Here is a 21,638-nt window from a genome sequence, read left to right on the forward strand (position 1 = left end):
CGTGGTACGTCTCACATTTGACGCCTGACGATTTTCATAGGGAGTACACGCATGTCGAAATGGATGGCGGAAATTGATCAACGGACGAGATTGGCTGGAGCCAATAAGATGGAACTGTTGATGTTTCATCTTGGAACCGATGAAATTTATGGGATTAACGTCTTTAAAATTCGTGAGGTCATGAAGATTCAACCGATGACGAAAATTCCAAATTCTGATTCCCGAATCTTAGGCATTGTGAATCTTCGTGGTGAAAATATTGCGATGGTCGATCTCAAGCAAGCGATTGGGTTAGGTACGTTGGACCACGAAGGCGCCAAACTGATTATTACGGAATATAACGATCAGAAGCAGGGATTTCTCGTGTCGGGCGTTGATCGGATTATTCGAATGTCTTGGGAACGTATTCATACTCCGCCGCCCATGCTGCATTCCAGTCGTCAAGGCTCTGTCACAGCAGTGACCAAGTTAGACGATGGTCGCATGGTCTTGATTCTTGATGTCGAAAAGATTCTCATTGAATTGCATCCGACATTATATGATGACATGTATGGAAGAGTCGAAGTGTTTCCTGGATTGACGGGTAAGCGTCTTCTTATCGCCGATGACTCCTTGGTGGCACGGAAACAAATTGCCAAGACGTTAGAGCGCTTAGGGGTGGTATGGGAGGAAACCTGTACGGGAAAAGAAGCCTTGAATCGATTACGAGCATTCGCTCAAGATGCGGAGGCAACAGGACAGTCATTGGCCACGTATATTGATGCATTATTGACAGACATTGAAATGCCGGAAATGGATGGATTTTCTCTGACTAAGCACATTCGTCAAGACCCTCGTTTTGCTGGATTGCCTATTTTAATGCATTCTTCGTTGTCGGGTAGTTGTAATCTTGATAAGGGCAAATCTGTTGGGGTGACAGATTTCGTGACAAAATTTGATCCAAATGTGTTACGGGAAAAATTGATTCAACATGTTGCAACGTCGGGTGGGTAAGCCCGCGACGTTGTGACGATTAAGGGGAAACGATGAAGGTTTCAATGTATCGCATTTCAACGTGGACGTTAACCTCCAAATTGGTGGTTCTCCTCATTGTTTTTGCCATGATTCCCATGATTGTCGTGGCCACGATCGGCATATTTGCGAGCCATCAAATTGAGGATGTCGTGGGCAAACGTTTGGCCAGTATGGCGCTTGGGTTAGGTGATAAAATCGATCGGAGTCTTTTTGAACGATATAGTGATGTCCAGGCATTTACGCTGAACCATGTGGTCCAGGAACGAGAGTCTTGGTATCAGACAAATGAGGCGAATAACGCAATCGCTCGGACCATGAATGTGTATACCGCGAATTATAAAATATATTCATTGTCTATTTTGGTTGATTTGCAAGGAAATGTCATCGCGGTCAATAGCCGTGATCGTCATGGGGAACCGATTGATTCCGCATTCCTGTATACAAAAAACTATCGCAATAGTTCATGGTTTGAAGCGTTGGGACAAGGTATCTACACGACAGCGATGCCATTTACAGAGAGTGGAAACGACCAGTTAAACGGAACCTATATCGAAGATGTTCATATCGACAAGGATGTGCAACGTGCGTATGGGAACCCGACAATGTTGACTCTCGGATTTTCATCGCCCGTCTACCAGAATGGCGAAGTGATTGCCTATTGGTCCAATCGCATAAATTTTGAAGCCATTGGAAATCTCATTCAGCAAGCTTATTTAGAATTGGAAGCCTCGGGGTATCCGTCTGCAGAATTAACGGTGTTGGATGGTAAAGGGCATGTGATTGTTGATTATGATCCCAGTACACAAAAGACAAAAAATATTGTGAATAATTTTGACATTCTTTTCTCGTTAAACCTTGTTGAGTATGGTATGCCGGCAGCACAACATGCCGTGAATGGTAAGACTGGGTATGATGAAGCGATGCATGCACGTAAGCGAGTCGCGCAAATCGCCGGATACACGCATTTAAAAGGTGCGCTTGGGTTCCCCGGCATGAATTGGTCAATCTTAGTTCGGGTTCCCGTCGATGAGGCGCTCGCTCAATCGCTTGGTATTCAACAAAATATTTTGATCGCTGTGTTCATCTGTTCAGTATTAGTGGTTTTGGCTGGTATTGTCATTGGTCGAAAAGTTGTCGCTCGTCTGAAGCCTATAATGGAAATTGTTGATCTTGCGTCCAAAGGAGACTTTTCACAACGAGTGTCTGTGACGACGCATGATGAACTTGGACAGATCGGCCTTGAATTCAATAAGTTTATTGATCATCTGAATCAGATCTTAAAGCAGTTTAATCACGTGGTCCAAGCTGTGGCAGCTTCATCCGAAAAACTTTCAGCGAATGGTCAAGAGGTGGCACATGCAAGTCGGGAACAGGCGAGTCAAGCGACACATGTGGCAACAGCCGTTGACGAAATGTCGGCGACGGCTGGTGAGATGGCTCGGAATGCACAGGTGCTGGCCAGTGCCGCTCAGGAGGTGAATCACTCAGCGGTGAAAGGTGGAGAGATTGTTGCGAACTCGATTCGTGGCATGGAGACGGTGTCAGCAACGATGCAAGCGTCAGCCGACCGGATTAATGCGTTGGGAATACGTTCGCAAGAAATTGGTGAAATTATTGGTGTGATTGAAGATATTGCCGATCAAACAAACCTGCTGGCATTGAATGCGGCCATCGAAGCAGCTCGTGCTGGTGAGCAAGGTCGTGGCTTTGCGGTTGTCGCTGATGAAGTCAGAAAACTTGCTGAACGAACAGGGAAGGCAACCAAGGAAATTGCCGGTGTCATTGAAATGGTACAAGTCGGGACGACTGAAGCGGTTAAATCCATGGAGTCGGGAACCGCCGAAGCACAAAATGGAATGCTCTTAGCTCGTGAGGCTGGTGAGCGATTGAAAGAAATTGTTGAAGGTGTTCAACGCGTGGCAGATATGATTCATCAAATTGCTGGATCAACTGAAGAGCAATCACTGGTTTCGGACCAAATTGCACAGAATATTCAAACCGTGGCGAGTCTTAGTCAACAAAATGAAGGCAGTGTTGGGCATGTCGCGTCGGCAACGGGTGATTTGGCACGCATGGCGTCGGAGCTTCAGGAGTCAATCGGACGTTTTCGATTAACCCACTAATTCGTATGGATGGGAAGACTTGTTGTTCTTACATGAAAGGAATTCGGGCATGAAGATCGGGATGAAGTTGGTGTTATCGCTCGGGTGCATCACGATGGTGTTGACCTTCATCTCTCTTCTTTTTCTCTACAATCAAGAGGAAAGCCGATTGTATGCCTTGCTGGAAGAACGAAGTAAAATGGTTCAGACTCAAATGGAGGTCACGCGTGCCTATATTGCCAAGAACTATGTTGGCAAAATGAAAAAATCGAGCATCGGGTCGGAGATAATGGTTGTTCGTGAACATGGAGTGAATCCTCAGGCAATCCCATTTCCGGCCACGGCCACTCAAGAAATTGGGAAAGCCCTCAGTGAGAAAGGAATTTTTCAATCCCGGCTCATCAGTGATCAACCGATGAATCCTGCCAATGCTCCAACAGACGAATTTGAACGAAAGGCTCTAGAGGCTGTTATGGCTGGTGCCGACTTCTTTTCTTCAGAAGAAATGTTGAACGGCGTGTTGACGTACCGTCGAGCGAGTGCTGATAGAGCCTCAGAGTCTGCATGTGTGAATTGCCATATTGATAAGCAAGTGGGAGATGTGATCGGTGTACTGTCGGTGTCTATGCCGATGAGCCAAGCGTACGATGATATGAAGGCCGCAATGATACGAACCGGTGGATTATTGGCGACAATTCTTGTGATCTGTGTGGCTTTTGTCTATGTGTCAATCCAAAAGCTTGTGTTAACGCCGCTCCGAAGTTTGACTGCGATCTCAAAAGATATTGCGCAAGGTCAAGGCGATCTGACGAAACGAGTTCCGATTGTGAGTCATGACGAAATTGGTGAACTGGGGCGATACTTCAATTTGTTTATTGAGAAAATTCAACGCTCGATGGGAATGGTCGCAGAAGCCACCAGTCGTATTGTCTCGTCAGCGACCGACCTTTCAGCAACTTCAGAAGAGTTGTCGCAAAGTTCGGAGGGGCAAAACTCACGGATGGTGCAGTCGACCTCTGCAGTTGAAGAGATGACGATGACCGCAAGTGAAGTCGCACGTAATTCTACGGAAGCAGCTCGCCTGGCCAAAGATACGTCAGAAACCGCTCGAACTGGGCATGAGGTCATGGTGCAAACCGTAGCTGGTATGCAGCATGTCTCCGAAGCGGTGGGACAATCATCAAATATTATCATGACGCTCGGAAAGTCCTCTGATCAAATAGGCGAAATCGTTCGTGTCATCGAAGATATTGCCGATCAGACGAATTTGCTTGCTTTAAATGCCGCGATTGAGGCGGCTAGGGCTGGGGAGCAAGGTCGTGGCTTTGCGGTTGTTGCTGATGAGGTGAGGAAATTGGCTGAACGGACCACAAAAGCGACTAAAGAAATTGGCGATATGATTCGACAGATTCAGGATGATACCAAAAAAGCCGTTGCCTCTATGGAAGATGGGACGCAACGAGTGACTGGTGGTGTGGAGTTAGCCAACAAGACCGGTGAAGCGCTTGAGACGATACAGGCCATGGTGGATCAAACGACGCAAATGATTCAACAAATTGCCGATGCGGCAGAAGAACAATCTTCTGCCACTCGGCAAATTGCTAGTGATCTCGACGCAGTAGCACAAAGTTCGAAAGAATCAACATGTGGTGTTTCTGAGTCGGCGAAGGCCAGTCATGATTTGAGCGTACTTGCCATGGAGTTGCAGTCATTAATTGGTACGTTTCGTATCTAGAGAATAGTCGATCTCTGGTGCTTGGCTGTAGATATTTTCCCAGGTCACTAGGATGCTTTGGAATCAGGTGGTAATGGAGGGTCAGGAAGCGATGTTGGTTTGTTTTCCTGTCGTTGATTCACGGTACGTTCAAGTAGACCAACCGAGTCTTTCAGGAGGTCTGCAGCGCAAGAGAGTGTGACGTGAAGTTGTTGCATGGCATCGCTCCATCGACCCTCTTTCTGCAATTCCTGGAAACGGCGATGTTGTTCTTGGAGGATCGCCTTTTTGGCATCAAGCATGAGGCGTTCAGCTTCGGTACTAGGATGACGGTTCATGGATATTTCCAATCGTTAATATAAATATTTATGATAGTAGGCAGACTATCAGAGGCTCAAATGGCCTTTCAAGAATCCGTTTCCGCACATTCTTTGTGGTTATCTGTTGATAGATGAAGTTTATGAATGATGAGGTGTGAACAGTGGAAGATCGGGTGACAAGGGATTCCAAAATTCGTGTGCTAGTTGTTGATGACTCGACGTTTATTCGTCAGGCCATCGCTCGTATGCTTTCCAAGTCACCTGATGTCGAAATTGTGGGGCAGGCACGAAATGGTGAAGAAGCCATAAGCATGGTGAAAGAATTATTGCCAGATGTGATGACATTGGATATCGAGATGCCCAGAATGAATGGATTGGATGTGCTTGAAATTGTGATGCGAGAATACCCGCTTCCAATCATTATGGTGAGTTCCTTGACGGAAGATTCTGCGAAGGAAACGCTTCTGGCTCTCGAATTAGGTGCCGTAGACTTTATCTCCAAGCAACTCAATGGTTCTTTGTTAGAAATTTCAAAAATTGAAAAAATCTTGTTGGAGAAAATCAGAGCGGCGTCCTGTTCGCGCGGTAAAGTTTCTGGACTAAGCAGAGAGAAGAGAGACCTGCAGAACCGAAGAGGATCTGTCGCGGGTTCTCACGTTGAAGGTCGACCAAGGAAAGCAAATGCTGAAATTTCTCATGCCCCGCAAGATTCGGCTAATTCGTTAGTCATCATTGGGGCTTCCACGGGTGGTCCCAAAGTGATTCAGGAAATGTTGATGGAATTTCCTTCATTTCTTCCTTGTGGAGTGATTGTCGTTCAACATATGCCGAAATTTTTCACCAAACCATTTGCCGAACGTTTAAATGAACAATGTCCATTGAGCGTGTGTGAGGCGAAAGATGGTGATCTTGTTCAAGCAGGAAAAGTCTTTGTTGCACCTGGCGGTCGTCATCTTTCCATGGAACGAGTCGGGACACGCCCCCAGGTTTCGTTGCGAATATCATCTGAGCCAGCCAATTTGCCATATCGACCATCGGTTAATCTGGCGATGGATTCCGCTGTCAAAAATTTTGGATCCTCGCTTATTGGCGTGGTGCTGACAGGGATGGGAAACGATGGGGCCATGGGGATGCAAGCTATCAAAGCTACAGGTGGCTGTACCCTTGTTCAAAATGAAGAAACATGTATCGTCTATGGGATGCCAAAGGCTGTCATTGATGCAGGGAATGCAGATGCGGTGGTCCCCATTTCACGTATGACCTCAGAAATTATGAAACGAATTTTCCGCATATCAGAACGTAACTCCGTACGACCGATGGAAGTGTATGGATAAGAGGGCCGTGGACTGAATGGGAACTTTATTAGAATGCGACGGGGTGTGATTGATGTCTAAACAACAGATGCAGGCTATGATGGCCATGGATGAGTTAGTCGAAGAAGGTGGTGCCCTTCTTCAGCTTGTGAGTTTTCATGTCGGGGATGAAGAGTTTGCCATCGACATTCTTGGTGTACAAGAAATCATTCGAATGGTGGAGCTCACGCCCGTTCCCAATGCACCCTATTTTGTTGAAGGGGTGATTAATCTTCGTGGAAAAGTAATTCCCATTTTGGACTTACGTTCACGATTTGGGCTGCCCCCGACTGAACGCACAAAGGACACCAGGATTATCGTTGTCGAGATTGAGAAAACGGTTCTTGGATTTGTGGTGGATTCTGTCGAGGAAGTTCTCCGGTTACCGGAACGTCTGATTGAGACACCTCCCAGTACTGGTCGTGGTGGAAGTGCTGAATTTCATAGGGGCGTTGGTCGAGTAAATGGACGTTTGTTGATGTTACTTGATCTTGGCCAAATTCTTGGTGTGGGGACAGGCAGTTAATTTTTTAGGATCGTAAGCCATGGATATACTGACAGTCGTTGGGCTCGTGGTCGCAGCCGTTTCAATTCTTGGTGGACAGGTGCTAGAAGGTGGCCATATTAGCTCAATCGTCCAGCCCACCGCCGCACTAATCGTATTTGGTGGAACGATTGGGGCGGTGATGATCAACTATCCGATGTCCATTTTCATGAAAGCCATGAGTAGTGTGGGGATGGTGTTCGGTAATGTCTCTGTCGATCAAAAAGGGATTATCGCACAGATTGTCGAATTGGGAAATGTGAGCCGGAAGCAGGGGTTATTAGCGTTGGAAGGACAAATTAAAAGTATTACGGACCCGCTCATGGCGAAAGGGGTTCAGTTGGTGGTTGATGGTACGGAGCCTCCCAAAATTCGAGAGATTCTTGAAGTAGAAGTCGGTATGTTTGAAGAAGAATATACCTTGGCAGGCAAGGTGTGGGAAGCGTTTGGGAGTTATGCTCCAACCGTTGGCATTCTCGGAGCTGTGATGGGCTTGATTCATGTGATGGAAAACTTAGCGGACCCTTCTTCGTTGGGCGGTGGTATTGCCGTGGCATTCGTGGCTACGATTTATGGAGTGGGAGGGGCGAATCTCATTTTTCTTCCCTTTGGGGGAAAAATCAAATTAAAGGCCAAAGAGATGATTGTTGGAAAACTCATGGTGATTGAAGGGCTTGTCTCGGTCGCGCAAGGGGAGAATCCTCGCATGATAGAGGAAAAGTTGAGTGGATTTCTCTCTGAAGCCGAGCGGAAAAAAGCTGGATGAGTCGTACCCCATACATGAAGAGGTCATTTCGTTGAAAAAGAAACACGAAGAACATGAAAACCATGAACGCTGGCTGGTGTCGTATGCTGATTTTATCACGTTACTCTTTGCGTTCTTTGTGGTGATGTATGCGGTATCCTCTGTCAATGAAGGAAAATATCGGACGTTGAGTGAGTCGTTGGTTAGTGCATTCAGCAATCATAAGCCAGTGGGAAGTCCAACGATTGTTGAATTGCCATTTGCCAAACGTAAAGAAGTACTGACAAAAGAACAGTCGAAAATTAAACTAAACGTTCGTGCGTATGTAAAGATTGCGAACGCGATACAGAGCACGAAACTTCCAGATGGGGTATCAGTGACGTCAGGGAAGCGAGGGTTGAATATTCGTATTTCTGATGACGCATTGTTTGCTAGCGGAAGTGCCAGTATTCGTCCTGGGGTCAAGGAATTTTTAGACCTGATCTCGGGATTGGTGAAAGATCTGCCCAATTATATTAGTGTCGAAGGTCATTCTGATTCTGTCCCAATTCGTGCTGCGGCTTTTCCTTCGAATTGGGAGTTGTCGGCCTCACGGGCAAGTGTTCTCGTTCGATATTTTACCGATGTTCGCGGTTTAGATCCTCAGCGATTTTCCGCCATAAGCTATGCTGGCTATCGTCCTGTCGCCTCGAATGATACGGCCAAAGGTCGAAGCGCCAATCGTCGGGTTGAAATTGTCATTCTTCGCCATACCCATGCCCCGACGCTGCCACGAAATCCCTTCGTCAATCCCTAATATATCGATACCTGCAGACACTTTCTCCAAGAGCTCGCGTTTTGTGTAGACCCTTTCTCTCATGAATCGATGTGGCTTGATGGGTAGACAAGACCCTTGAGTCGGCAAGTTTTTCCTCATGAATGATTAAATACAAAATACATGTCAGAATTCACATTAGAAGAAACCCACGTGTGATTCTGGAGGTATTGGACTGTATGAAGACATTTGCCTAATCTTTCACGACTTTCTTACCTCTTTTCCCATCTCTGTCCCTTCATCTTTCATATTTTTCTACCTTGGCATGTCCGTTGCTTCGATAGTCTTCAGAATAATTTTCTCAGGAGAAGACTATGAATCGTGGTATTTATCCGCCGTTAGCTGGGGCTATCTCTTTTGAACGACGGTTGGAAGTGCTTTCTCATAATATAGGCAACGTCAATACTACGGGGTATAAGAAAGACAAACCTGTGTTTGAAACCATTCTGGGTAGCGTATCTGGCCGGCCAATCGCAGGCATGGATTTGTTTCCTCGCGTTGGGAGAATTATCCCGGAAGTTGCTCAAGGCGCACTCGAACAAACTGGTAGAACATTGGATGTCGCACTCAACGGACCAGGATTTCTGGTGGTCAAGACGGCTGATGGCGATCGGCATTTTCGAGGTGGGCGTCTCTTTCAAAATGAAAATGGTGAAATCATCACTCACACGGGAGACCCAGTATTAGGGAAAGCGGGATCAATTAAGGTTCCACCGGGAGAGGTTGCTATCGATCGAAATGGTGAAGTGAGTGTCAATAATACTGTTGTTGGCCAATTACGAGTTGAAACACTTCCCCCAACGACGACTCCTGTCAAGGCTGGCGATTTATACTGGATTATCCCAAAACAAGTTCAAGTTGCGACGAATACCTCGATTCAACAGGGAATGTTAGAGAAATCCAATATTAATCCGGGCATGGATATGGTGGAGTTGATTAAAGTGACGCGGGCGTATGAGCAAATGCAAAAGGCCATTCAGACGATGGATGAATTAGCCAGTCAAGTGATTCAGGTCGCGCGGGTTCAAGGGTAAGCGATGGGTGATGCGTGGGTTTTCTTGTGAAGAATGTTTCCCATGAGTTTGAGAATGCAATTGAGGTCTTGAGTTGATGTCTGAAATGTCAGAGGAGAAATCAATATGATTCGTGCCATGCATACCGCGGCGACGGGCATGTTTGCTCAGCAATTAAATATCGATACGATTGCGCATAATTTAGCCAACGTGAATACAACGGGGTTCAAGAGAGGACGTGCAGAGTTTGCCGATTTACTCTACCAAATTCAACGATTACCAGGGTCTAGTGCGTCAACGGTTGGCGTGTTTCCTGTGGGAATTCAGGTCGGGCTTGGCGTTCGTCCCGTGACCGTATCGAAAGAATTCGTTCAAGGAAACCTAAAGCAAACGTTTAATGATTTGGATCTGGCAATCGAAGGACGCGGAATGTTTCAAGTGACCCGTCCTGACGGCACGACCATGTATACCCGGGGTGGTTCGTTTAAACAAGACAGTACTGGGACTGTCGTGACGGGAGATGGGGATACGCTCGTTCCATCAATCACAGTTCCTTCAGGTACTTTGAAAATTGACATTGGTAAAGATGGCACCGTCTCCGCTCTGCTGCCTGGTGTCGCGACCTCGACACAGATTGGGCAGATCCAGACCGTTCGATTTGATAATCCTGCTGGTCTTGTCGCTCAAGGTGATAATTTGTTTATTGAAAGTGCGGCTTCCGGTCCAGCCCAGCAAGGGACTCCAGGATTTTCGACAGGTTTTGGCCTCATTCAGCAAGGATTTCTCGAAACCTCGAATGTCAATATCGCTGATGAAATGGTCAATATGATCATTGCGCAACGAAGTTATGAACTGAATGCCAAGGCCATTCAAGCGTCAGATGACATGATGCAAGTGGCGAATAATCTAAGGCGGTAAGATATGAAGCGAACCCTGATGTGTAGCTTGTTCCTGAGTCTGTACTTGAGTGTGCCGAATATTGTCTCTAGTGAGTCGGTCTTTGCTAAGACCGTAGGCCCACAGACTGAGATTCAGCAGGTGGAGGTGAGACAGCTCCAGCAGACGATTATGAATGAACTGCAAGCACATATTGATTCGAAAAATATGAATTTAGAGGTTCAGGTATTGTTTCCCAAAAAGTCCATTGAAGTACCTGTCGGACGCTTGGTGTTGGATGTTCAGAATGATCGATTTAGCCATTTAACGGGCCGTCGGGCGTTTCGTGTGCAAATCACGGTTGATTCTCAATTAATTAAGACTGTGAGTGTGGTGGCCTCAGTGACCGCTCGTGTTGAGGTGATGACGCCTGTGCGTTGGATTAAGGTCTACGAAGTGTTGGCTTCAAAGGATCTCATGAAAAGATCCGTGAATCTTCGAACATTGAATCAAGATGTTCTGATGGATCCCAAGAACATTATTGGAAAGCAAGCCACACGTTCTTTGCCGCCTCATCAACCGCTTCGGTCTTCGTTTGTCGCTGAGCCACCGCTCGTTCACAAAGGCGATCGCGTAATGATTGAGGTAAGGCGTGGAGGGCTTTTTGTTCAAACGCTCGGTGTGGCGAAAGCTTCCGGGCAATCTGGAGAACTCATCACGGTCATGAATCAAACATCGGGTCGTGATGTTCTGGCTATGGTACGGTCTGCAGGAGTCGTCGAGGTCAGATTTTGAGTGCCTTTCACACACTGAAATGTCCGAAGCCACGTGTGATTCTTATTGTGGGGTTGATAACAATGGTCTACGGATGCGCGGCTCCGCCCCAGCCTACTCAGAAAGTTGAAGACGAGACATTTGAGCAACCGCCTTTGACGCTTCCTGAAACAACAGGTTCGTTGTGGCAAGAAGAAAATGGCCGTGCATATTTATTTGAAGATCGACGAGCGAGCCGTATTGGTGACATCGTGATAGTTGAAATTGTCGAACAGCACCGAGGGTCCAAGTCGGCGAATACCACGGCTGACCGTGAATCGACTTATAGAAACTCGATTGGTGGTTCGATCTTCGGTTTTAATAATTTTGCCTCGACCTTCATAGAAGGACTCGGTCTTGATTCGAGTACGGAAAATGAATTTGAGGGCAGTGGGTCAACAAGTCGTGAAGACACCTTAACCGGTACGATTGCGACACGAGTGACCGAGGTCTTGCCAAACGGAGACCTGAGGATTACGGGGCGAAGAGAAGTGACGGTGAATAGTGAAAAACAGACAATGATTCTGAAGGGGATTGTCCGACGTATTGATTTGGACACGACTAATACTGTTATTTCTTCTGCGATTGCTGAAGCCAAAATCGAATACACCGGACTCGGCGTGGTGGATGATGTGCAACGCCCGGGTTGGTTAGTCAGAATTCTCGATTGGATCATTCCATTTTAATGATCGTGAAAGGTCATTGATACACTATGAGACGTTGTGCGAGTAACGGTTGCTCAGGTAACTCCCGATCGTCTGTGGGCTTTGCCCAAGCGATGCTCATGACATTTCTTTGTATTCTCATCCCTCTGACGGGAGATGCGGCCCGGATAAAAGATATTGCGTCGATTGAGGGAGTACGTGAAAACCAACTAATCGGCTATGGATTAGTTGTTGGTCTGGATCGTACCGGGGATTCCGTCGTCGGTGGGCAGTTTACGGCTCAGGCCATTCTTTCCATGCTGAATTCGATGGGCATTAATCTCAAAGTGAATCCGATTCAGTTACTTACAAAAAATACCGCTTCTGTCATGGTGACGGCCAAACTTCCACCATTTGCTCGACCTGGAATGAAATTAGATATTCAGGTTTCTTCGTTGGCCAATGCGAAGAGTCTTAAGGGGGGAACATTATTGCTGACCCCATTAAAAGCTCCAAACCAGCAGGTGTATGCCGTTGCACAAGGTCCGATTTCTACTTCTGGGTTTGAGGCTGGTGCATCCGGTACATCGGTGACTAAAAATCAACAGTCTGGTGGGATTGTCCCGAGTGGAGCCATTGTTGAAAAAGCTGTGGATCTGAGCATTGAAAAGTGGAAAGCCTTTTCGTTGAGTATCCGGGAAGCTGATTTTACAACCTCGCTTCGTGTCGCGGATGCTATTAACACCCATTTTGGGGCAGGAGTGGCGTTGCCGGTGAGTTCCGGTCAAGTGAAGGTTGTGATGCCAAAAACATTTCAAGGCAAAATTGTTCAATTAATCGCGGCTGTGGAAGGGCTGGATGTGGATGTTGACGTTCGGGCCAAGGTTGTGGTGAATGAACGGACGGGAACGATTGTCATGGGTGAACATGTGCGATTATCGAGTATGGCCATATCGCATGGAAGTTTGACGATTAAGATCAAAACGGAATTTGATGTCTCGCAACCAGAAGCACCAGGCCTCATTGGTGGTGCTGCTGGTGAAACAGTTGTGACCGCTGAATCTGAGACGACGGTTGAAGAAGAATCGGGACAGGTTATTCAAATTGATCAATCGGTCACGTTAGGCGATCTCGTCAAAGCCTTGAATTTTATCGGTGTCTCTCCGCGGGATCTCGTGGCGGTTCTGACAGCAGCCAAAGCGGCAGGTGCACTTCAGGCCGACATGGAGATGATTTAAAAAACGGAAAAATGAAGAAACGAGGAGTACGAGATAAACATTGGAAGGCAAGTTCGAAGGTCGTGAGTGACGAAAGGAGTTTTGAATCGTGGTAGACGGAATGATCGGTCCGACACATATTTCGCCCATTGACACGCTTGAGACCGCACGGCTTGAGAATCTTCAGAAGTCGCGCAATCCTGAAGACGTACGACAGGCCGCCCAAGAGTACGAAAGCTATTTCTTAGCCTATCTAATGAAAGCGATGAGAGAAACGGTTCCCAAGGAGAGTTTGACGGCCAATCCTATGGGGGAGACGTATCATTCGTTTTATGATGAAGAAATCGCGAAAAGAGCTGCACAATCCGGGGGAATAGGTCTCGCTGACTTTATGCTGGCTTCATTGGCGGAAGCACCTTCTCAACCTCTCCCACCTCAATCGTTATCGCAGGCTTCTCTCAAAACCTAGTCGTTCGTCATTGTTTGTCGATAACTAGTTAAGTTCTGGCTCATAGTCTCCGATATAGTGTTATAGAAGGAGGCGAGGTACTTATGACTATTCCCAGTCTGGATCCGACTGGTGAGCTGGGTCGCTTGTTTACCGCAATCCAGCCTAAAGCGGTTGCCCCCAATGATCAACGTCAGTCGAACCACGTGTCAGGAGGCCGCACGTATGATGATGTGGCCCTGTCGACCTTTGCTCAAGAAGTTCGAGATCTCACAAAGCAGGGAGTGCAAGAGCCCGATATTCGTCCTGATCGAGTGCAGGCTTTGCGGGAAGCTATTGAAAACCATCAGTCACTGGCCAGTTCTGAGCAGGTTGCTGATGCGTTGTCGCGTGACACGATACTCAATGCGCTGGCTGTCTCCTAACTCTTCGGAACTGAAAGGTGTGTCTAATGGCATCAACAAGCGGCTGGGAGCGGCTTCGTCTCCTTTTTCAAGATGAGTGTCTCGCCTACGAGCATTTAACGGAATTGCTTCATGAAGAACGGTCAGTTCTATGTCAGTCTGACTATTTGGCGCTACTCGATGTCTCTCGCCGGAAAGAAGTGGTCTTGATTCGCATCCGATCCATAGAAGAGGAACGTGTGGCATGTGTGAAGAAGCTACAACAGACTATGGCCTTTGAAGAACCGCTGGCTTGGGTGGCTCAGTCGACCTGGCCTGAGGCTGCACCTGCGCAACAGGCGTTGAAACAACTTGTCGCCGTTGGTCAACAGGTCAAAGCCCTCAGTGAACAGAACACAGGATTAATTAGTCGAGGACTTCAAATTGTGCGTGATGCGATGCATGTTGTGCATGAAGGGTTAGGCGTAAAACCGTTGTATGGGGAATCTGGGTGTTTAATGTTTTCCTCAGCGACCACTTCGCTGAATGTGGAAGGATAGGGACGAATGGCTGGGATTGGACAACTATTTGAGATCGGAAGGACCGGAATCCGTGCGCATCAACAGGGTTTGGCCACGGTGTCTCACAATATCAGTAACATCGAGACTAAAGGTTATTCCCGTCAGGAAGTCGTCCTTGAAGCCGCATCACCCGCGAATGGTCAAGAAGCGTCTGGTGTACGAGTCAACGATATTCGACGAAATGTTGATGTATTTCTCGAACGACAAATCACGAAGTTGAAGGAAGATGTGGGACGACTTGATGCACGACACAACTATCTGCTTCAAGCCGATGGGGTATTTACTGAGGGTGACAGTAATGGAGTCGGACATGGTTTGACTGATTTTTTCAATGCCGTACGAGATGTGGGCACAAACCCTGAAGGGGCCGTTCAACGAACGGTGCTGCTGGGAAAAGCCGATTCGTTGACCGATGAAGTGAATCGGGCTGCAGGGACGCTCGATCAAATTCGTCGGGATGCTGATGGAGAGATTGCTCGACATTTGACGACGGTCAACGGATTAGCCTCGGAAATTGCGACATTGAACGATTCGATTTATCACGCGGAAGCCAGCGGCGGGGCCGCTCACGATCTCCGTGATCAACGTCAAGTACGTGTCAATGAAATGGCCGAACTTGTTGAGGTGTCGGAAGTGGAAATGCGAGATGGGTTAGCGATCATGGTTGGTGGTCATCTCTTAGTCAGTGGAAATCACGCCAATACCCTTGTCCAAACTCCAGATGCTGATAATGCGCCGTTTAATGATATTTCCATCGTTCGGAGTGATGAGACAACTTTGGCCATCACTTCGAGAATCAATGGCGGACGGGTTAATGGTCTTGTGACGCTTCGTGATACGGATATCGTTAATTTCGAGGATCGCTTAGATCGTTCCGTTGCCGTGTTGGTGAACGAATTTAATCAGCAGCACGAGGCCGGCTATGATCTCGATGGTGACACTGGGAACCTATTCTTTTCGGCACTCAGTCCTGAAGCTCCTGTGGCGAATGACCTGAATGCCGGCGGAGCGGCAGGAACCTCAGTGGCGGTCTCCACCGCGAGCTCTTTGACATTTAGTAATTATGAAATTGCCTTTACCAATGCCACGACTTTTAATGTGCGTGATACGACAAACGGAACTACCGTCCTCAGTGGTCAACCCTATACGTCCGGCAATAACATTGTGTTTGACGGTCTGACGGTGGTGATTACCAATGACACTGGAGCCCCTGCTGCCGATGATGTGTTTACGGTGAGTGCGCATAAAGGGGCGGCTGCCGATCTAGCTGTGGCTATTACCAATACCGATGACATTTCTGCATCCTCCACGGCGGCAGGGGTGCCTGGAAACAATTTGAATGCTTTGGCGCTCGTGGATATTCATACGGCAAGACAAAACACATTAGGTAGTACAACGCTCAATGATTATCATGCGATTACTGCAGGTAATGTTGGTAGTACAACACGCGAAGTCAGTTTTTCCCTGACGGCGAAAGAAGCTGAAACGGAACAAGTCGAGACATTTCGTGAGGGGGTGTCAGGGGTGTCCTTGGATGAAGAATTGACCCATCTCTTGAGTTTTCAACGAGCGTTCGAGGCATCGGCGCGCCTGATTAATGTTGCGGATGAATTGCTGCAAACGGTGCTGGCGTTAGGCCGATAAGTCCTATTGATGTTTCATGAAGATGAATCGTTAATTGAAATTCCGTTGGAGTGTATGCCATGCGAGTCACAGATCGGCAACAGACACAGGCATTATTGACGGCTGTGCAGAATGTACGGCAGGGTATTTTTGACCGGCAAGAACAAATATCTTCCGGGAAACGAGTGAATCGGCCTTCTGACGATCCGGCGGCGACTGAGCGAATTAGTCAGTTCAAAAATACTCTACAGACAACGGACCGGCGACTGTTTTCCGTCAATGAAGGCATTGGACGTCTTTCGATTTCCGAAAGCACGTTTGTGACGGCGGGCAATGCGATCCAGCGAGGCCGGGAGCTCGCTATTCAAGCACGAAATGATACCAACTCCGATGTGGAGCGGGCCAATATCGGAAAAGAAGTCAACCAATTGTTTCAATCGCTTTCTGGCCTGGCGAACACCCAAGTAAATGGTCGTTCCATTTTTGCTGGTCATGAAACGCAGGTCGATCCCTATGTCCTGGGCTCGGTCACTACATCATTGGGTGCGAATAATGCTGGCAGTGGAACCGTGTCGGGTGTTGTGTCAACGGCAGCGGCGCTTGAACCTCATCTGTATGAAATTCAATATAATGGGACGAACTTTGATGTGTTGAATCTGACAACCGGAGAGACTGAAGTTTCTGGAGCAGGGAGTCCGCTGGCTTTTGACGGGTTAACCGTGACCTTAGGGGGCGCACCATCAGCAGGTGATGTCTTTTATGCCAGGTCAGGGTATACCTATCAAGGAGATTCGAACGATGTCGCCGTCGAAATTGGAGACGGCAAAACTGTGAGTTCCAATGTGGCCGGTGATCGAGTTTTTTCCGGACCAACCGTGGATCTTTTTACCGTCTTTCAGGATTTTCATCAAGCCTTAGCGACGAATGATGTCGATGGAATTGAAACGGCTATTGCTACTCTTGATACGGCTTTATCTCAAGTGAACAACGCTCGGGCTGATGTGGGGGCACGAGTGAATCGATTAGATACGGTGAAGGAAAGTTTGAGTCTCGTTCATCTCACGATTGATTCACTTCGATCCGATTATGAAGATGCGGATTTTGCCAAGGTCGCGACAGAACTTTCCTCATTTCAAGTGAACCTTCAAGCTTCGTTGTCTGTACTCACTCGTCAATTTGAAACCAGTCTTCTTAACTTCCTTCGTTAAGCGATTGTATCTCGAGATCTCTGTTTTCGCTCCTTTAGATTCCGGTCTTCTTCTCCGATAAGTCCAATACAGACATTAATTGATTAATGCATGAGTGATACAGTGAAACCATTCCCGAAGTGTATCGTGAGGTGCTATGTCTCACTGACAGCGCATTGGGACGTGGATTTCTATCTTTCCTTCTGCTGTCTTTCTGAAACTTGATACGTCATTCTCAAAGGAAAAGGTTGTATGCGAGTCTTAGTGGCTGATGATGATCCTCTGACATTGCACATGGTGGTTTATCGTATGCAACAGTGGGGACATGAAGTCGTCACGTGTAGCGATGGTGAAGAGGCCTGGAAAATTTTGCAGTCTGATGATCTCCCACAGGTGGCCATACTTGATTGGATGATGCCTGGGCTTGATGGTGTGCAGGTGTGCCAGAAAGTTCGAGCTCGCTCAGGCGATCCATACGTGTACGTAATTTTATTAACGGGGAGAGATGAAACCCAAGATCTGATTGCCGGGCTTGAAGCTGGGGCAGATGATTATTTGTGTAAGCCGTTTCATTTGGGCGAATTGGAAGCACGGCTTCGTTCGGGAAAGCGGATCGTGGATTTACAAGCCCAGCTCATTGCGGCTCGCGAGACACTGCGAGTCCAAGCCATGCAAGATCCCTTGACCAAGTCATTAAACCATGGTGCCATTATGGATTATCTTCATCGGGAATTGGCACGTGCTCAACGAGATAGCCTTCCATTAAGTTTGATTATGGTCGACCTTGATGAATTTAAACAGGTGAATGACACTTATGGTCATTTAGCTGGCGATTATGTGTTGGTCGAGACGACCAGACGGTTTCATGAGTGTCTTCGCCCTTATGATGCGATTGGACGATATGGGGGAGAAGAGTTTCTTATTGTCCTGCCCGGGAGTGACGAGTCGACCGCGATGAAGCAGGCGGAGCGGATACAAGCCTCTCTCCTGGACGAGCCAATTAGGGTTTCCGATTCTGCCATTGCCATTACGGTGAGTCAGGGGGTCACCACATGGGAGCCGCCATTTTCTGATGACGTCCGGTCGCTCATAAACGCAGCGGACAATGCCTTATATTTAGTAAAGAGTAGTGGACGGAATGGGATCGAATTCATTGAGTACGATCAGGTGAGCCAGCCTGAGAATATGATTGTTCCAAGGCATGATTCATAATGGTGAACATACTGGTTATTCATCAGGATCCTCTGCAGTTGTCTCTTCTCAGTATGCTTTTGGAATCGCCAGATGAGGAAATTATCAGCTGTGGTTGTCTGGAGGATGCCTTGAATGTCTGTGGCGTTCGAGCCGATATTGACGGAGTTGTCATCGATCTACAGACGCTCAAGGGACATTCGTGGCCGTTTCCCCAAGAACGTCAATGGTCACCATATCAAACAATGACGACGTTGGCCATTTCTTCTCACTATCCCGAATCTGAAGCCGAACGCATTTGTGAGGAGTTTCATGTCGGTGGGTATCTGGCGTTGCCCGTGAAACCTCAACGGTTTCGTCAATGTGTACGTGTCATGTTACAGCAAAAAAGTGCCTCAGCTATGGTTTATTGATCGTTAATGTTGCTCCAGCAATAAGAATTGCTCTACATTAGAGGGCGCGTAGGGAGAATAACCATTTAACTTCTTTGACATAACGACCGATAAATTATAGATAAAGCCGCGATATGTATGGGAAGAAAGAATTCAAACTACGCTTGTCCATACATGATATCATGTCAATAGAGGAATATTATGAAGGTGGTAACCAGTCGTTTTGGCGAAGTTGAGGTAACGCAAGAGTCTATAGTGACGTTCCCTTCTGGGCTGGTGGGATTACCCAATCATTCCCGCTACGTGGTGTTTGACGTTGAACAAGACTCGGAGTACCAATGGCTTCAATCACTCGATGATGAGACCTTAGCCGTTGTGATGTTGCCAGCGGATGTCTTAGAGCCTGACTTTGCTCAGCATATTACAGCAGAAAGTGTGATGGATTTGGATCTGAAGGGTGATGATCAAATTTCTATTTCAGTGATTGTTACGATTCCTCCAGGAAGACCGGACCAAGCAACTGCCAATTTTCGTGCGCCTATTGTGGTAAATCTCAGTACCAGAATTGGAAAGCAAATTATTCTGCATGAATCCATACCCTTGCACGTTCCGCTCTTACCGGATGGGCAAGAAGTGGAAGAGTCGGCCAGTGTTTGTGTCCAAGGGGCGATGAAGACTTGAGTGAGAGTGTACTAAATATTGATCTGGACGTGACGATAGTGTGTCTACAGTGTAATCGTGTTTTGAATTATACGGAAAAGAGATGTTCGGCTGAAACTTTGCAGCGTGCCATGGAAGGCTGATGTTAATACTCACAAGAAAAAAAGATGAAGCTATTCGGATAGGCGAAGATATTCGAATTGTGCTCGTGCAAGTGAAAGGTGGGCAAGTTCGAATCGGTATTGAATGTCCCGCAGACACGAGAGTGCTGCGAGAAGAACTTTATGAAGCGGTTCGACAAGAAAACTTAAACGCGATTTCCGCTGACCCGGAACAAGCTCGAACTCTTCCTAAACAGACAAAATTCTCCCAACGAAAATTACCTCCAACTTGAATCCGTTCCTCTGAGTGTTTTTCTCCTTGTTCTTGTTTCCAGCTTGTATGCCATATTCCTTGTTTCGTGATGAACTTGTATGATGCCGAGTTTCTCCGACATTTCCTACCCTCCTGTATAGGCAGAAATTTCCCTCTCTATCAGTGATTTCACGCTTTCACCTTTTGTGCCGCTAAAACATTAGTCAAATATCCATGTCCTTAGTGGCATAGGTCTTGAATCGTTTTGAGCGGGATGATCCATAAAACGATTGATGTCATTATTATTGGAGGTGGGGTACTGGGGTGTGCCATTGCACGTAGCTTGGCCGCACAACGTCGAACGGTTGTACTCCTGGAAAAAGAACCTGATGTTGGTCTTCACGCGAGCGGACGAAACAGTGGAATTGTTCATTCCGGATTTCATCAAGAGCCTGGATCGTTAGCTGCGCGTCTCTGTGTCGAAGGTCATCATGCCATTCGGAAATATGCTGAGTCACGACGGATTCCATATGCGCAAGTTGGTACGTACGTGGTGGCATCGGATGAGTCACAAGTTTCAGTGTTGGAAGACTTAAAGGGAAGAGGGGATCGAAATGGCGTGCAAGATTTGCAACTCATTCCCGTGTCACACGCAAAAAAGAATGAAGCAAGTCTTCATGGGCATACCGCATTGTATTCTCCGACTGGTGCCATTATTGATTCACGAGGCCTGACGAAGGCTCTTGCGGATGATGCGACCAGGTCTGGTGCTCAGATCCAGTATTGGCAAGAGGTTGTCGATATTCAGGAACGTGAGGACGCGGTCCATGTTTTCACGCTTGATGGACAGTACACTTCAGAAATTGTCGTCAATTGTGCGGGTTTGCAGGCAAATCGCCTCGCGCATGTGTTGGGAGTCGGTAACGAATATTTTATGATACCGTTACGCGGAATTTATTTTACTATTACGCGATCCGGCCCTCCGTTAACTCAGTCGATCATTTATCCCATTCAAGATTTCTCATCGCCTTTTTTGGGTGTGCATATCACGCCTACCGTTCATGGTTCTGTCCTCGTCGGGCCGAGTGCGGTTCCAGACTTTGAACAGGAAGCCTATCAACGGAGACATCGTCGTTTCGGCGCTATGGCAAGATTAGCGAGTCGGCAAGCAGTCTGGAAATCGGTATTTCGAAATCGTAAGCTGCTTCGCCTTGCTTGGAAACATGACAGCCATATCTTGACACAACAGTATTTCTGGAAAGAAGCCTGTAAGGTGGTGGAAGGGTTACATCTGGAAGACTTATCGCTTGGCAGCCGAGTCGGTATTACTCCACAGTTAATCCGATCAGACGGGGAGTTCGTTAACGATCTGGTGGTTGAATCAACTGCGCGGTCCATTCATGTCTTGAATATGGTGGAACCGGGAATGACCTGCGCCTTATCGTTTGCCAAATGGTTGACTGATCGTATGCAAGGAGCCGGTCAGGGAGCTAAGTTTAAGACCCCTTCGTTAGCGAGTGTTTCATAATGAACCCTCAGTGAAATCGCCACATCTGTTGGAATTTTATGCGTAGTCGAAGGGACTTGTACATGTATGATGTATCTCTTATAGGAAATAATAGAACATGCAAGAGTAGACCGAGTTATTGAG

23 protein-coding genes are annotated in these 21,638 nt (G+C 47.2%); 22 read left to right on the top strand and 1 reads right to left on the bottom strand.

Annotation, left to right across the window (positions count from 1 at the left end; all coding sequences use genetic code 11):
- Positions 1-51 precede the first annotated feature (51 nt).
- The 3 genes from ACWQXP_RS02655 to ACWQXP_RS02665 are packed head-to-tail and all read left to right on the top strand — an operon-like array spanning position 52 to position 4,851.
- Positions 52-993 carry a chemotaxis protein gene (locus ACWQXP_RS02655; RefSeq protein ID WP_454061291.1) on the top strand — a complete coding sequence of 314 codons (942 nt, stop codon included), beginning with the start codon at positions 52-54 and terminating at the stop codon, positions 991-993.
- A 32-nt stretch (positions 994-1,025) separates the two neighbouring features.
- The gene (locus tag ACWQXP_RS02660) at positions 1,026-3,137 is read left to right on the top strand and encodes a methyl-accepting chemotaxis protein (RefSeq protein ID WP_454061292.1); all 2,112 of its coding nucleotides are present in this window, start codon (positions 1,026-1,028) and stop codon (positions 3,135-3,137) included.
- Positions 3,138-3,186: 49 nt separating this feature from the next.
- Entirely contained in the window at positions 3,187-4,851 is a 1,665-nt protein-coding gene (locus ACWQXP_RS02665) for a methyl-accepting chemotaxis protein (RefSeq protein ID WP_454061293.1), read from the top strand.
- Between the two features lie 47 nt (positions 4,852-4,898).
- Here the strand turns inward: ACWQXP_RS02665 and ACWQXP_RS02670 are convergent, their stop codons facing one another.
- Complete coding sequence (locus ACWQXP_RS02670) at positions 4,899-5,168, bottom strand: hypothetical protein (protein ID WP_454061294.1); 270 nt, start codon at positions 5,166-5,168, stop codon at positions 4,899-4,901.
- A 155-nt stretch (positions 5,169-5,323) separates the two neighbouring features.
- Here ACWQXP_RS02670 and ACWQXP_RS02675 point away from each other — a divergent pair, with 155 nt between their 5' ends.
- From ACWQXP_RS02675 to lhgO, 19 genes are all read left to right on the top strand, one after another.
- Complete coding sequence (locus ACWQXP_RS02675) at positions 5,324-6,484, top strand: protein-glutamate methylesterase/protein-glutamine glutaminase (protein WP_454061295.1); 1,161 nt, start codon at positions 5,324-5,326, stop codon at positions 6,482-6,484.
- An 85-nt stretch (positions 6,485-6,569) separates the two neighbouring features.
- Complete coding sequence (locus tag ACWQXP_RS02680; protein ID WP_454062974.1) at positions 6,570-7,028, top strand: chemotaxis protein CheW; 459 nt, start codon at positions 6,570-6,572, stop codon at positions 7,026-7,028.
- Between the two features lie 19 nt (positions 7,029-7,047).
- On the top strand, positions 7,048-7,812 hold the full coding sequence (locus tag ACWQXP_RS02685; protein ID WP_454061296.1) for a flagellar motor protein: 765 nt from the start codon (positions 7,048-7,050) through the stop codon (positions 7,810-7,812).
- Entirely contained in the window at positions 7,772-8,587 is an 816-nt protein-coding gene (locus tag ACWQXP_RS02690; RefSeq protein WP_454061297.1) for a flagellar motor protein MotB, read from the top strand. Before ACWQXP_RS02685 ends, ACWQXP_RS02690 begins: the two co-directional genes overlap by 41 nt.
- A 332-nt stretch (positions 8,588-8,919) precedes the next feature.
- Positions 8,920-9,639: a flagellar hook-basal body protein gene (locus tag ACWQXP_RS02695; protein ID WP_454061298.1), complete on the top strand. Its 720-nt coding sequence runs from the start codon at positions 8,920-8,922 to the stop codon at positions 9,637-9,639.
- 105 nt (positions 9,640-9,744) lie between these two features.
- Positions 9,745-10,536: a flagellar basal-body rod protein FlgG gene (gene flgG / locus ACWQXP_RS02700; RefSeq protein WP_454061299.1), complete on the top strand. Its 792-nt coding sequence runs from the start codon at positions 9,745-9,747 to the stop codon at positions 10,534-10,536.
- 3 nt (positions 10,537-10,539) lie between these two features.
- Complete coding sequence (flgA, locus tag ACWQXP_RS02705) at positions 10,540-11,289, top strand: flagellar basal body P-ring formation chaperone FlgA (RefSeq protein ID WP_454061300.1); 750 nt, start codon at positions 10,540-10,542, stop codon at positions 11,287-11,289.
- Positions 11,286-11,993: a flagellar basal body L-ring protein FlgH gene (locus ACWQXP_RS02710; RefSeq protein ID WP_454061301.1), complete on the top strand. Its 708-nt coding sequence runs from the start codon at positions 11,286-11,288 to the stop codon at positions 11,991-11,993. Before flgA ends, ACWQXP_RS02710 begins: the two co-directional genes overlap by 4 nt.
- Positions 11,994-12,091: 98 nt before the next feature.
- Positions 12,092-13,189 carry a flagellar basal body P-ring protein FlgI gene (locus ACWQXP_RS02715; RefSeq protein ID WP_454061302.1) on the top strand — a complete coding sequence of 366 codons (1,098 nt, stop codon included), beginning with the start codon at positions 12,092-12,094 and terminating at the stop codon, positions 13,187-13,189.
- Positions 13,190-13,277: 88 nt separating this feature from the next.
- Positions 13,278-13,637: a rod-binding protein gene (locus tag ACWQXP_RS02720; RefSeq protein WP_454061303.1), complete on the top strand. Its 360-nt coding sequence runs from the start codon at positions 13,278-13,280 to the stop codon at positions 13,635-13,637.
- Between the two features lie 83 nt (positions 13,638-13,720).
- Positions 13,721-14,041: a flagellar biosynthesis anti-sigma factor FlgM gene (locus tag ACWQXP_RS02725; RefSeq protein WP_454061304.1), complete on the top strand. Its 321-nt coding sequence runs from the start codon at positions 13,721-13,723 to the stop codon at positions 14,039-14,041.
- Between the two features lie 26 nt (positions 14,042-14,067).
- Positions 14,068-14,559: a flagellar export chaperone FlgN gene (gene flgN / locus ACWQXP_RS02730; protein WP_454061305.1), complete on the top strand. Its 492-nt coding sequence runs from the start codon at positions 14,068-14,070 to the stop codon at positions 14,557-14,559.
- Between the two features lie 6 nt (positions 14,560-14,565).
- Positions 14,566-16,224 carry a flagellar hook-associated protein FlgK gene (gene flgK, locus ACWQXP_RS02735; protein WP_454061306.1) on the top strand — a complete coding sequence of 553 codons (1,659 nt, stop codon included), beginning with the start codon at positions 14,566-14,568 and terminating at the stop codon, positions 16,222-16,224.
- A 59-nt stretch (positions 16,225-16,283) separates the two neighbouring features.
- Positions 16,284-17,411, top strand: a complete 1,128-nt coding sequence (locus ACWQXP_RS02740) for a flagellin N-terminal helical domain-containing protein (protein WP_454061307.1) — start codon at positions 16,284-16,286, stop codon at positions 17,409-17,411.
- 231 nt (positions 17,412-17,642) lie between these two features.
- The gene (locus ACWQXP_RS02745) at positions 17,643-18,602 is read left to right on the top strand and encodes a GGDEF domain-containing response regulator (RefSeq protein ID WP_454061308.1); all 960 of its coding nucleotides are present in this window, start codon (positions 17,643-17,645) and stop codon (positions 18,600-18,602) included.
- Positions 18,602-18,994, top strand: coding sequence for a hypothetical protein (locus ACWQXP_RS02750; protein ID WP_454061309.1), 393 nt, complete (start codon positions 18,602-18,604; stop codon positions 18,992-18,994). Before ACWQXP_RS02745 ends, ACWQXP_RS02750 begins: the two co-directional genes overlap by 1 nt.
- Before the next feature lie 180 nt (positions 18,995-19,174).
- Positions 19,175-19,654 carry a flagellar assembly protein FliW gene (fliW, locus tag ACWQXP_RS02755; protein ID WP_454061310.1) on the top strand — a complete coding sequence of 160 codons (480 nt, stop codon included), beginning with the start codon at positions 19,175-19,177 and terminating at the stop codon, positions 19,652-19,654.
- 121 nt (positions 19,655-19,775) lie between these two features.
- On the top strand, positions 19,776-20,027 hold the full coding sequence (csrA, locus tag ACWQXP_RS02760; RefSeq protein ID WP_454061311.1) for a carbon storage regulator CsrA: 252 nt from the start codon (positions 19,776-19,778) through the stop codon (positions 20,025-20,027).
- 234 nt (positions 20,028-20,261) lie between these two features.
- Entirely contained in the window at positions 20,262-21,515 is a 1,254-nt protein-coding gene (gene lhgO / locus ACWQXP_RS02765) for an L-2-hydroxyglutarate oxidase (protein WP_454061312.1), read from the top strand.
- The last annotated feature ends 123 nt before the right edge of the window (positions 21,516-21,638 follow it).

Source organism: Candidatus Nitrospira salsa, assembly GCF_965152625.1.

What these genes read in the sequence shown, in the direction of transcription:
- ACWQXP_RS02655 (WP_454061291.1), top strand. Translation starts at nt 52, where the DNA reads ATGTCGAAATGGATGGCGGAAATTGATCAACGGACGAGATTGGCTGGA.
- ACWQXP_RS02660 (WP_454061292.1), top strand. Translation starts at nt 1,026, where the DNA reads ATGAAGGTTTCAATGTATCGCATTTCAACGTGGACGTTAACCTCCAAA.
- ACWQXP_RS02665 (WP_454061293.1), top strand. Translation starts at nt 3,187, where the DNA reads ATGAAGATCGGGATGAAGTTGGTGTTATCGCTCGGGTGCATCACGATG.
- ACWQXP_RS02670 (WP_454061294.1), bottom strand. Translation starts at nt 5,168, where the DNA reads ATGAACCGTCATCCTAGTACCGAAGCTGAACGCCTCATGCTTGATGCC.
- ACWQXP_RS02680 (WP_454062974.1), top strand. Translation starts at nt 6,570, where the DNA reads ATGGATGAGTTAGTCGAAGAAGGTGGTGCCCTTCTTCAGCTTGTGAGT.
- ACWQXP_RS02685 (WP_454061296.1), top strand. Translation starts at nt 7,048, where the DNA reads ATGGATATACTGACAGTCGTTGGGCTCGTGGTCGCAGCCGTTTCAATT.
- ACWQXP_RS02695 (WP_454061298.1), top strand. Translation starts at nt 8,920, where the DNA reads ATGAATCGTGGTATTTATCCGCCGTTAGCTGGGGCTATCTCTTTTGAA.
- flgG (WP_454061299.1), top strand. Translation starts at nt 9,745, where the DNA reads ATGATTCGTGCCATGCATACCGCGGCGACGGGCATGTTTGCTCAGCAA.
- flgA (WP_454061300.1), top strand. Translation starts at nt 10,540, where the DNA reads ATGAAGCGAACCCTGATGTGTAGCTTGTTCCTGAGTCTGTACTTGAGT.
- ACWQXP_RS02715 (WP_454061302.1), top strand. Translation starts at nt 12,092, where the DNA reads ATGACATTTCTTTGTATTCTCATCCCTCTGACGGGAGATGCGGCCCGG.
- ACWQXP_RS02725 (WP_454061304.1), top strand. Translation starts at nt 13,721, where the DNA reads ATGACTATTCCCAGTCTGGATCCGACTGGTGAGCTGGGTCGCTTGTTT.
- flgN (WP_454061305.1), top strand. Translation starts at nt 14,068, where the DNA reads ATGGCATCAACAAGCGGCTGGGAGCGGCTTCGTCTCCTTTTTCAAGAT.
- flgK (WP_454061306.1), top strand. Translation starts at nt 14,566, where the DNA reads ATGGCTGGGATTGGACAACTATTTGAGATCGGAAGGACCGGAATCCGT.
- ACWQXP_RS02740 (WP_454061307.1), top strand. Translation starts at nt 16,284, where the DNA reads ATGCGAGTCACAGATCGGCAACAGACACAGGCATTATTGACGGCTGTG.
- ACWQXP_RS02745 (WP_454061308.1), top strand. Translation starts at nt 17,643, where the DNA reads ATGCGAGTCTTAGTGGCTGATGATGATCCTCTGACATTGCACATGGTG.
- ACWQXP_RS02750 (WP_454061309.1), top strand. Translation starts at nt 18,602, where the DNA reads ATGGTGAACATACTGGTTATTCATCAGGATCCTCTGCAGTTGTCTCTT.
- fliW (WP_454061310.1), top strand. Translation starts at nt 19,175, where the DNA reads ATGAAGGTGGTAACCAGTCGTTTTGGCGAAGTTGAGGTAACGCAAGAG.
- csrA (WP_454061311.1), top strand. Translation starts at nt 19,776, where the DNA reads ATGTTAATACTCACAAGAAAAAAAGATGAAGCTATTCGGATAGGCGAA.
- lhgO (WP_454061312.1), top strand. Translation starts at nt 20,262, where the DNA reads ATGATCCATAAAACGATTGATGTCATTATTATTGGAGGTGGGGTACTG.